Here is a 10,225-nt window from a genome sequence, read left to right as displayed (position 1 = left end):
GACCGCGTGGTCGACGAAACGGACCGTGCCGGAACGGGTTTCCTGGCGCAGCTATGCCAGGACTGGGAGGCCGCGACGCTGCCGGCCCAGTACGGCGGCGCCCGGGTGGTGCTGGCCCGCACCGGGCTGGTGTTCTCCCCCGCGGGCGGCGCGTTGGGGAGGCTGCGGCCCCTGTTCCGCGCCGGCCTGGGCGCCCGGCTGGGTAACGGCCGTCAGTACATGTCGTGGATCACGCTGGAGGACGAGGTGCGGGCGTTGCTGTTCGCGATCGCTGACCCGTCGTTGTCCGGCCCGGTCAACATGACCGGGCCCGCGCCGGTGACCAACGCGGAGTTCACCACGTCGTTCGGGCGGGCGGTCAACCGCCCGACGCCGTTGATGGTTCCCGGTTTCGCCGTGCGCACGGCGCTGGGCGAATTCGCCGACGAGGGCCTGCTCATCGGGCAGCGCGCGATTCCGTCGGCGCTGGAGCGGGCCGGGTTCGAGTTCCACCACAACACCATCGGCGAGGCGCTGAGCTACGCGACCGCCAGCCGCGACCACGACTAGCGACGCGGCGGCGCCCGGCCGCGCCCCGGCGGGTACCGTCGCGGAAATGATCGAGTCCATCCGGTCGAGCCAGGCGTTGATCGACGTCCGCCAGCTCGGCACCGTCGACTACACCGACGCCTGGCGGCAGCAGCGGGACCTGGCCGACGCCCGCGTGACCGGCGGCACGGACACGCTGCTGGTGCTGGAGCACCCCCCGGTCTACACCGCGGGCCGGCGCACCGAGGCGCATGAACGGCCGCTGGGCGGCGCCGCGGTCATCGACACCGACCGCGGCGGCAAGATCACCTGGCACGGCCCCGGCCAACTGGTCGGCTACCCGATCATCGGCCTGACCGAGCCGCTCGACGTGGTCAACTACGTCCGCCGGCTGGAAGAGGCGCTCATCAAGGTGTGCGCGGACCTGGGCCTGGCGACCGTGCGGGTGCCGGGCCGGTCCGGCGTCTGGGTGCCGGGCGGCCAGGGCGATTCCGGCCGGCCCGACCGCAAGATCGCGGCCATCGGCGTGCGGGTGTCGCGCGCGACCACGCTGCACGGCTTCGCGCTCAACTGCGACTGCGACCTCGACGCGTTCACTGCCATCGTGCCGTGCGGCATCAGCGACGCCGGGGTGACGTCGCTGTCGGCGGAGCTGCACCGCCGGGTGAGCGTCGACAGCGTCCGCACGCTCGTCGCCGACGCCGTCTGCGACGCCCTCGACGGCGTCCTGCCGGTGCAGGACCACGACCGCGCCGCGGGCGTAGCATCGGCTCTGTGACTGTCGCACCCGAAGGCCGCAAACTGCTGCGCCTGGAAGTGCGCAACGCGCAAACGCCCATCGAGCGCAAGCCACCCTGGATCCGGGTGCGGGCGCGAATGGGCCCCGAGTACACCGCCCTGAAGGGCCTGGTCAAGCGCGAGGGCCTGCACACCGTCTGCGAGGAAGCGGGCTGCCCCAACATCTTCGAATGCTGGGAGGACCGCGAGGCGACCTTCCTGATCGGCGGCGACCAGTGCACCCGGCGGTGTGACTTCTGCCAGATCGACACCGGCAAGCCCGCCGAGCTGGATCGCGACGAGCCGCGCCGTGTCGCCGACAGCGTCCACGCGATGGGCCTGCGGTACGCCACGATCACCGGGGTGGCGCGCGACGACCTGCCCGACGGCGGGGCCTGGCTCTACGCCGAGACGGTGCGCGCCATCAAGGAGCTCAACCCGTCGACCGGGGTCGAGCTGTTGATCCCCGACTTCAACGGCGAGCCCGCGCGCCTGGCCGAGGTGTTCGAGTCCCGCCCGGAGGTGCTGGCGCACAACGTCGAGACGGTGCCGCGCATCTTCAAGCGCATCCGCCCGGCATTCACCTACCGGCGCAGCCTCGACGTGCTGACCTCGGCCCGCGACGCCGGACTGGTCACCAAGAGCAACCTGATCCTGGGCCTCGGCGAGACCCCCGACGAGGTCCGCACTGCGCTGGCCGACCTACACGACGCCGGCTGCGACATCATCACCATCACCCAGTACCTGCGGCCGTCGGCGCGGCATCACCCGGTGCAGCGCTGGGTGCGGCCGGAGGAATTCGTCGAGTTTGCGCGGCACGCCGAGGAGCTTGGCTTCGCGGGTGTGCTGGCCGGGCCGTTGGTGCGGTCGTCCTACCGGGCGGGCCGGCTCTACGAGCAGGCCGCGCGCAGCCGCGCCTCGGACGCCCCGGCGTCGTAACCGCCTTCGGTGCCGGGGCGCGCGGCGCCCTACGTATTCTTTGACTATGGCTAAATCCCGCACCGCCGCTGAGAACAAGGCCGCCCGCGCCGAGGCGCAGGCCGCCCGCAAGGCCGCCGCGCGGGAGCGCCGCGGCCAGCTGTGGCAGGCCTTCAACATCCAGCGCAAGGAGGACAAGCGCCTCCTGCCGTACATGATCGGCGCCTTCGTCCTGATCGTGGCAATCGCGGTGGCGGTCGGGGTGTGGGCCGGCGGCCTGACGATGATCACCGTGATCCCGCTCGGCGTGCTACTGGGCGCACTGGTGGCGTTCATCGTCTTCGGCCGCCGAGCGCAGAAATCCGTCTACAGCAAGGCCGAGGGCCAAACCGGCGCCGCCGCATGGGCTCTGGACAACCTGCGCGGCAAATGGCGGGTCACCCCGGGGGTGGCGGCCACCGGCCACTTCGACGCGGTGCACCGGGTGATCGGCCGGCCCGGCGTGATCCTGGTGGGCGAGGGCACGTCGTCGCGGGTGCGGCCGCTGCTGGCCCAGGAGAAGAAGCGCACGGCACGGCTGGTCGGCGAGGTGCCGATCTACGACGTGATCGTCGGCAACGGCGACGACGAGGTTCCGCTGGCCAAGTTGGAGCGCCACCTGACCCGGCTGCCGGCCAACATCACGGTCAAGCAGATGGACTCGCTGGAGTCCCGGCTGGCCGCGTTGGGGTCGCGCGCCGGCGCGGCGGTGCTGCCGAAGGGCCCGCTGCCCAACGCCGGGAAGATGCGGGGCGTGCAGCGCACGGTCCGCCGCCGCTAGGCCGGCGCCCGCCCCGCGGTCAGCGCCGGACCACCGCCGTGGCCGTCAGCCGGTCCTGCAGGCCGCGGCCGTCGTAGTCGGTGAACAGTGCCGGGACCACCGTGCCGACCAGCGCACCGCGCACCACCGCGCGGCCGAGGCCGACCCCCAGGCCCCCGTCCAGCGGCACCACCCGCAGGCGCAGCGCGAGCTGACCGGGCGTGAAGCCGAACAGCCGCAGCGAGACCACCCCGAGCACGAACCAGATGAGCAGCACCGCGGTCGACAGCATGCTGCCGGAGAACATTCCGATGCGCAGGGCCAGGGCCGCCAGGCCGTAAGCGATGAACCAGTCGACGGCCAGCGCGCCCAGCCGGCGCCCCATCGGCGCGAGCGAGCCGGACCCGCTGGGCGGCAACCCCAGGCCGTGACCGGGATAGTCCGACGGTGCGTCGGGCATCACGCGGTCAGGCCCGGACCGGGCGCCGCCGACAGCCGGGCAGAGTATGCGGAGAGGCCTGTGCGACCGCATACCGGACCAGATACGATTCTGCGGTTCATGGCCTCACAATAAAGCCCGCCGGGCAGGCGGCTTCGATTGCGGGCCCATGGGTCGCGTAACGTGCGCGCAACACCGGGTTGACCGGCGGGCAACATCGGCTCCATAGCGTCGGCCGCGGATCTCACCAAGTAAAGGAGCATGTCTGTGACGGAAACGACGCCCGACGACGTCTTCAAGCTCGTCAAGGACGAGAACGTCGAGTTTGTCGATGTCCGGTTCTGTGATCTGCCGGGCATCATGCAGCACTTCACGATTCCGGTTTCGTTCTTTGACGAGAGCGTCTTCGAGGACGGCCTGGCCTTCGACGGCTCGTCGATTCGCGGATTCCAGTCGATCCACGAGTCCGACATGCTGCTGCTTCCCGACCCGCAGACCGCGCAGATCGACCTGTTCACCGAGGCGAAGACGCTGAACCTCAACTTCTTCGTGCACGACCCCTTCACCCTCGAGCCGTACTCCCGCGACCCGCGCAACGTCGCCCGCAAGGCCGAGAACTACCTGATCAGCACCGGCGTCGCCGACACCGCCTACTTCGGCGCCGAGGCCGAGTTCTACATCTTCGACTCGGTCAGCTTCGACTCGCGCACCAACGGTTCCTTCTACGAGGTGGACGCGATCTCCGGCTGGTGGAACACCGGCTCGCCCAACGAGATCGACGGCAGCCCGAACCGCGGCTACAAGGTTCGCCCCAAGGGCGGCTACTTCCCCGTCGCGCCCGTCGACCACTACGTCGACCTGCGCAGCAAGATGCTGAGCAACCTGATCAAGGCCGGCTTCAGCCTGGAGAAGGGCCACCACGAGGTGGGCACCGGCGGCCAGGCCGAGATCAACTACAAGTTCAACACGCTGCTGCACGCGGCCGACGACATGCAGCTGTACAAATACATCGTCAAGAACACCGCGTGGGCCAATGGCAAGACCGTCACCTTCATGCCCAAGCCGCTGTTCGGTGACAACGGCTCGGGCATGCACACCCACCAGTCGCTGTGGAAGGACGGCAGCCCGCTGATGTACGACGAGACGGGCTACGCGGGCCTGTCCGACACCGCCCGCCACTACATCGGCGGCCTGCTGCACCACGCGCCGTCGCTGCTGGCCTTCACCAACCCGACCGTGAACTCCTACAAGCGGCTGGTTCCGGGTTACGAGGCCCCGATCAACCTGGTGTACAGCCAGCGCAACCGCTCGGCGTGTGTCCGGATCCCGATCACCGGCACCAACCCGAAGGCTAAGCGGCTCGAATTCCGTTGCCCCGACTCCTCGGGCAACCCGTACCTGGCGTTCTCGGCCATGCTGATGGCCGGCCTCGACGGCATCAAGAACAAGATTGAGCCGCAGGCGCCGGTCGACAAGGACCTCTACGAGCTGCCGCCGGAGGAGGCCGCGAACATCCCGCAGGCGCCGGTGCAACTGTCCGCGGTGATCGACCGGCTGGAAGAGGACCACGAGTACCTCACCGAGGGTGGCGTGTTCACGCCCGACCTGATCGAGACGTGGATCAACTTCAAGCGCGAGAACGAGATCCTGCCGGTCCAGATCCGGCCGCACCCTTACGAGTTCGCGCTGTACTACGACGTTTAAAGCAGTCTAAGCGCGTTTGACGACGAGGCCGCCCGCGGGGAAACCCGCGGGCGGTTTCGCTGTGTAGGCCGCTATTTCTTTCGCGGAAGGCGTTTTTCGAATTCGGTGACGACCAGGCGCGCGACGTCGACGAGCTTGACGTTGGCGTCTTGCGAGGCGCGACTGAGCAGTGCGAACGCCTGCAGGCCGGTCAGGCCGTCGCGGTGCATCAGGATGCCTTTGGCCTGCCCGATCATGTCGCGGCTGGCGAGCGCGGCCTGCGCGCCCTCCTCCGCGGCGGCGCCCGCCATCGCGACCGCCGCATGTTGCGCCAGGATCTCGCCGATCGCCAGCGACTCCTCGGTGAACATGTCCGGATCGGGCCCATACAGGTTCAAGGTGCCCAACGCCCCGCGATCGACGAAGAGCCGAAACGACAGCATGCACCGCACCCCGCGGTCGGTGGCCGCGGCCACAAAACGGGGCCAACGGGCCTCGCGTTCCAAGTTCGGGATCGCGATGGTCCGTTCGTCGGCCAGCGCGCTGATGGCGGGCCCCTCGCCGAGGTCGCTCTGCAACCGGTCAAGGTCGCGGGCGACGTCGTCCGACGGCGCCTCCGAGGTCACGCTTTTACCGCGCACCAACGAGATGCCGGCCCAACTGATGCCGGGCATGATGTGGACGCCCGCGCCGACGATGATTTTGAGCAGGGCCTGCGAGTCCGATTCGGACTGCATCTGCACGGCAAGGTCACCCAGCAGCGCGGCGACGGTCGTCGAGGGATCTGTGTTCAAGGATCAACATCTTCTTCGGGAGAGGCGCCAGGGCTGCTGGCGCTGTCGACAACGTTTTTCGTTGTCATACCCTCACGGTCACGCGATTAATCTCGCCCCGCCACCGGTCGAGCGCGGCCGCCCCGGCGACGTCGGCCGCGGGCCGTGCCGCCAGCGCGCCTGCTGCGTCGCGTCCTCCTCGGCGACCCGGTGCGCAATCCCCGCCGCCACGGCCGCGTGATCAGGCCGCTCAAGCCGGTCGTCAGCAGCGCCGCTACCTCGAGTGACCGCAGCCGGTATTCGTGGGTCGCGTCGGCCACGCGCAGGCGTCGACGTCCGCGCTGGCGCCCGATCCGCCGCCGGTGAACACGCCGTAGTCGGGCCCGTTGGTCGCGGTGTAGGTGGCGCCGCCCCCCTGGGCGTCGCCCCCGGAGCTCACCACCGTCACCGACCAGCGGGCAGCTTCCAGCGCCGTCTTGTAGGCATTCACGACGTCGGTCGGTGACCCGTTGACCAGAAAGTGCAGATGAATCCCGTTGTCCGGCAGAGGATCCGGGCCGTCGGTCCGCGCGGTGCCGGCCGGCGTGGGGATCAGCGAGCGCAGGTCGGGGCCGGGGTCGCCGGTCGCGATCGCCGGCGACACCGTGGTGGTGAAGGTCTTGGTGGGTGGTCCCGTGCTGGTGGTCGAGGTGCCGGGGTTCGGCGACCCGTTGCAGGCGGTGAGCAGGGCGAGCAACGCCGCGGCGGCGCCGCCGGTGTGCACCGAACGCTTCATCGTTGCGCCTTTCCGTCGAGCCCGAGGTCTTTGCGGAACCGCCGCATGCCGTCGATCTTGTCGGCCAGCGGCGCGTCGCGCTCGGTGTAGAACATCCACGGCATGGTGATGATGCCGGTGATGCCCGCCTCCTCGGCCCGCCGGTAGTCAGCGCTGGTGAAGGCGTCGGTCAGCGGGGTCAGCACCGTGAAATCGTCCATGGGCAAACCCAATTCGCTGCGCATCTCGCGCAGCCGGCCGACGGCCTCGACGGCACGCTCGGTAGTGATCAGGTCGCCGATCCAGCCGTCGTTGCGCGCGGCCCGCCGCAGTGCCGCCTCGCTGAGCCCGCCGACGTACACCGGTATCGGCGGCGGGGTGGGTTGCATCTCGAGGCGCGGAGCCCGGTAGAACTCGCCGTCGAATTGCCTCCATCCCGGCCGCCACAGCGTCCGCAGCAACGCGAGGATCTCATCGGTGCGCTTGCCGCGCGCCTCGAACCGCTCGCCCATCAACGCGAATTCCTCGCGGCACCACCCGACGCCGACGCCGAGTTCCACCCGGCCCGCCGCCAGAACCGCTGCGGTGCCAATGGCTTTGGCCGCCGAGTACGGGTTGCGCATCGCGGGGATGTACACGGTGTTGACGAACCGCAGTCGTTCGGTGACCTGCGCCAGGGCCCCGATGAGCACCCACGGGTCGGGCCAGTCGGTGAATGGCTGCCAGCGCCGTTGCCCGTCCTTGGTGTAGGGATAGGGGGTGTCCAGCGTTTCGAAATTGACGACGTGGTCGGGAATCCCGATGCCGTCGTAACCCAATTCGTCTGCAGCGCGGGCGATCTCGATGATCTCCCGGGTGTTCAGGAATGCGCTGCTGATGTAGAACTTCACCTTAAGATTCCCGCGCCCACGCCGGTTCGATGAAGACCCCCTGGGCCTCGACGGTCACCCCGTCGGCGTCCGAGATGGTGCCGCGCGCAAACACTTTGACGCCCTCCGCGCGGTCTATCCAGGCGTCGCAGCGCAGCGGGCCCAGGGGCGTGCCACGCAGGTACTTCACACTGATGGTTCCGGTGTAGCGCGCCTTCGACAGCCCCTCGCTGGCCGCCTCGCCGAGCAGGTGGTCGAGGATCAGCGCGCTGACGCCGCCGTGCACCAGGCCGGGCGGACCCTCGTAGGCGCAACCGAGGACGAACTCGCTCGAGCAGCGCCCGTCGCCGTCGTGGCGGACGACGACCGGCGGGGCGATCGGATTGCACAGGCCCACAACGGCGTTGCCCAGCGGGAGTGTGCGGCCCTCGACGCGAAAGCTCACCCCGACCGGCCTGGTCCGTTGGCGCAGCAGCTCGGTGACGGCCTGGATCTTGGCCCGCGCCTCGGTGACGACGTCGTCGTCGGCCTCGGTCAGGATGGTGGCCTCGATGAGTTCGCGCACCGCACCGGCCAACGGCGCGTACAGCCCCTGCACCCGGTCGGCTTCCGCCGTACTCAACGGATGGAACATCGCGTCGTAGGCGCCGGCCGTCTCGCTCAACTGCCGAACACCTTGCGTACCACCGCTTTGGCCCGACGCGTCACCCGCAGATAGTTGTCCAAGAACTCACTTCCATCGTCGTTCGGCCAGCCGGCGGCGACCGCGACGGCGTTGAGTTGGCGGCCCGGTCCGGGCAGTTGGTCGGTGGGCTTGCCGCGCACCAGCACCAGCGCGTTGCGGGCCCGGGTGGCGGTCAGCCACGCCTGTCGCAGCAGGTCCACCTCGTCGGCGGGCACCAGGCCCGCCTGCTCGATCGCGTCGAGGGACTGCAACGTCGACGTGTTATGCAGGGCGGGGATGTCGTGGGCGTGCAGCAGCTGCACCAGCTGCACCGTCCACTCGACGTCCGCCAGGCCGCCGCGCCCCAGCTTGGTGTGCGTGTTGGGGTCGGCGCCGCGCGGCAGCCGCTCGGCGTCGACGCGGGCCTTGATGCGGCGGATCTCGCGCACCGCCTCCGCGGACACGCCGTCGGCCGGGTACCGCGTCTTGTCGGCCATCAGCAGGAAGCGCTGCCCCAGCTCGGGGTCGCCGGCGACGGCGTTGGCGCGCAGCAAGGCCTGGATCTCCCAGGGTTGCGCCCACTGCTTGTAGTAGGCGGCGTAGGAGGCCAGGGTGCGCACCAGCGCGCCGCTGCGCCCCTCGGGCCGCAGGTTGGCGTCGACCTCCAGCGGCGGGTCGACGCTCGGGGTGCCCAGCAGCGCGCGGACCTGCTCGGCGATCAGCGTCGACCAGCGCACCGCCACGGAATCCTCGACGCCGTCGGCGGGCTGGCAGACGAACATCACGTCGGCGTCGGAGCCGTAACCCAACTCCGCGCCGCCCAGCCTGCCCATGCCGATGACGGCGATGGTGGCGGGCGGTTTGCCGTCCTCGGGAAGGTTGGCCCGGGTCAACGCGTCCAGCGAGGCCTGCAACACCGCCACCCACACCGAGGTGAGCGCCTGGCACACCTCGGTGACCTCGAGCATCCCCAGCAGGTCCGCGGACCCGACGCGGGCCAGCTCGCGGCGCCGCAGGGTGCGCGCGGCGGCGATCGCGCGCACCGGGTCCGCGTGACGGCCGGCCGAGGCGATCAGCGCGCGCGCCACGGAGGCGGGATCGGTGGCGAGCAACTTGGGACCGCCCGGCGCGTCGCCGAAGTCCTGGATGACCCGCGGGGCGCGCATCAACAGGTCCGGCACGTAGGCGGAGGTGCCCAGCACGTGCATCAGCCGGCGGGCGACCGCGGGTTTGTCGCGCAGCGTGGACAGATACCAGCTCTCGCCGGCCAGCGCCTCGGACAGCCGCCGGTAGGCCAGCAGCCCGCCGTCGGGATCGGGGGCATACGACATCCAGTTCAGCAGCCGGGGCAACAGCACCGACTGCACGCGACCCCGGCGGCCGCTGTGGTTGACCAGCGCCGACATGTGGGTGAGCGCGGTCTGCGGCCCCTCGTAGCCGAGGGCGGCGAGCTGCCGCTCGGCGGCCGCCGACGTCATGCCGTGCGCGAGCTCCAGGCTGGCGGGGCCGATCGACTCCAGCAGCGGCTGGTAGAAGAGCTTCGCGTGCAGCTGCGAGACGCGCAGGTTCTGGTGGCGCAGCTCCTCGCGCAGCACCCCCGCCGCGTCGTGGCGCCCGTCCGGCCGGATGTGGGCGGCTCGCGCGAGCCAGCGCACCGCCTCGTCGTCGTCGGGTTCGGGCAGCAGGTGGGTGCGCTTGAGCCGCTGCAGCTGCAGCCGATGCTCGAGCAACCGCAGGAACTCGTACGACGCGGTTAGGTTGGCCGCGTCCTCGCGGCCGACGTAGCCGCCGCGGCCCAGCGCGGCCAGCGCGTCCACCGTCGACGCCACATGCAGCGCATCGTCGCTGCGGCCATGCACCAACTGCAGCAGCTGCACGGCGAACTCGACGTCGCGCAGCCCGCCGCTGCCGAGCTTGATCTCGCGGCCGCGGACGTCGGCGGGCACCAGCTGCTCGTGCTGGCGGCGCTCGACCTGGCCGCCACGGTCGAGGACGAACCCGTGGTGCCGTTCACCGAAGTG

Annotated in this window: 11 protein-coding genes; 5 read left to right on the top strand and 6 right to left on the bottom strand. The window is 70.3% G+C overall.

Annotated elements, in window-relative coordinates:
- The 4 genes from A5714_RS24165 to A5714_RS24150 all read left to right on the top strand — a co-directional run.
- The coding region (locus A5714_RS24165; protein ID WP_156747480.1) for an epimerase at positions 1 to 549 on the top strand (549 nt) is incomplete at its 5' end.
- Positions 550 to 595: 46 nt separating this feature from the next.
- A complete protein-coding gene (lipB, locus tag A5714_RS24160; protein ID WP_068073203.1) occupies positions 596 to 1,306 on the top strand; it encodes a lipoyl(octanoyl) transferase LipB in 711 nt (236 codons plus the stop codon).
- Positions 1,303 to 2,244, top strand: coding sequence for a lipoyl synthase (gene lipA / locus A5714_RS24155; protein WP_068289693.1), 942 nt, complete (start codon positions 1,303 to 1,305; stop codon positions 2,242 to 2,244). The genes lipB and lipA overlap by 4 nt, the downstream gene beginning before the upstream one ends.
- A gap of 46 nt (positions 2,245 to 2,290) precedes the next feature.
- Positions 2,291 to 3,043 carry a DUF4191 domain-containing protein gene (locus tag A5714_RS24150; protein WP_068073207.1) on the top strand — a complete coding sequence of 251 codons (753 nt, stop codon included), beginning with the start codon at positions 2,291 to 2,293 and terminating at the stop codon, positions 3,041 to 3,043.
- A gap of 19 nt (positions 3,044 to 3,062) precedes the next feature.
- Here A5714_RS24150 and A5714_RS24145 read toward each other — a convergent pair whose 3' ends face one another.
- The gene (locus tag A5714_RS24145; RefSeq protein ID WP_068073209.1) at positions 3,063 to 3,482 is read right to left on the bottom strand and encodes an RDD family protein; all 420 of its coding nucleotides are present in this window, start codon (positions 3,480 to 3,482) and stop codon (positions 3,063 to 3,065) included.
- Positions 3,483 to 3,728: 246 nt separating this feature from the next.
- Between A5714_RS24145 and glnA the strand changes: the two genes are divergently transcribed.
- Positions 3,729 to 5,165, top strand: a complete 1,437-nt coding sequence (gene glnA / locus A5714_RS24140; protein WP_068073211.1) for a type I glutamate--ammonia ligase — start codon at positions 3,729 to 3,731, stop codon at positions 5,163 to 5,165.
- Between the two features lie 71 nt (positions 5,166 to 5,236).
- Here the strand turns inward: glnA and A5714_RS24135 are convergent, their stop codons facing one another.
- From A5714_RS24135 to A5714_RS24115, 5 genes are all read right to left on the bottom strand, one after another.
- Positions 5,237 to 5,938 carry a GAF and ANTAR domain-containing protein gene (locus A5714_RS24135; RefSeq protein WP_231975977.1) on the bottom strand — a complete coding sequence of 234 codons (702 nt, stop codon included), beginning with the start codon at positions 5,936 to 5,938 and terminating at the stop codon, positions 5,237 to 5,239.
- Between the two features lie 253 nt (positions 5,939 to 6,191).
- Positions 6,192 to 6,692, bottom strand: a complete 501-nt coding sequence (locus tag A5714_RS24130) for a hypothetical protein (protein WP_068289689.1) — start codon at positions 6,690 to 6,692, stop codon at positions 6,192 to 6,194.
- Complete coding sequence (locus A5714_RS24125) at positions 6,689 to 7,561, bottom strand: TIGR03619 family F420-dependent LLM class oxidoreductase (protein ID WP_068289688.1); 873 nt, start codon at positions 7,559 to 7,561, stop codon at positions 6,689 to 6,691. The genes A5714_RS24130 and A5714_RS24125 overlap by 4 nt, the downstream gene beginning before the upstream one ends.
- A 1-nt stretch (position 7,562) precedes the next feature.
- Entirely contained in the window at positions 7,563 to 8,204 is a 642-nt protein-coding gene (locus tag A5714_RS24120; RefSeq protein WP_082959945.1) for a PaaI family thioesterase, read from the bottom strand.
- Positions 8,201 to 10,225: bifunctional [glutamine synthetase] adenylyltransferase/[glutamine synthetase]-adenylyl-L-tyrosine phosphorylase (locus A5714_RS24115; protein WP_068289686.1), on the bottom strand; the 2,025-nt coding region annotated here is incomplete at its 5' end. The genes A5714_RS24115 and A5714_RS24120, both read right to left, overlap by 4 nt.

Source organism: Mycobacterium sp. E2462, from assembly GCF_001672685.1.
In the GTDB taxonomy this organism is placed as follows: Bacteria; Actinomycetota; Actinomycetes; order Mycobacteriales; family Mycobacteriaceae; genus Mycobacterium.
This window is presented reverse-complemented; position numbering and strand designations above follow the sequence as displayed.

What these genes read in the sequence shown, in the direction of transcription:
- lipB (WP_068073203.1), top strand. Translation starts at nt 596, where the DNA reads ATGATCGAGTCCATCCGGTCGAGCCAGGCGTTGATCGACGTCCGCCAG.
- A5714_RS24130 (WP_068289689.1), bottom strand. Translation starts at nt 6,692, where the DNA reads ATGAAGCGTTCGGTGCACACCGGCGGCGCCGCCGCGGCGTTGCTCGCC.
- A5714_RS24145 (WP_068073209.1), bottom strand. Translation starts at nt 3,482, where the DNA reads ATGCCCGACGCACCGTCGGACTATCCCGGTCACGGCCTGGGGTTGCCG.
- A5714_RS24150 (WP_068073207.1), top strand. Translation starts at nt 2,291, where the DNA reads ATGGCTAAATCCCGCACCGCCGCTGAGAACAAGGCCGCCCGCGCCGAG.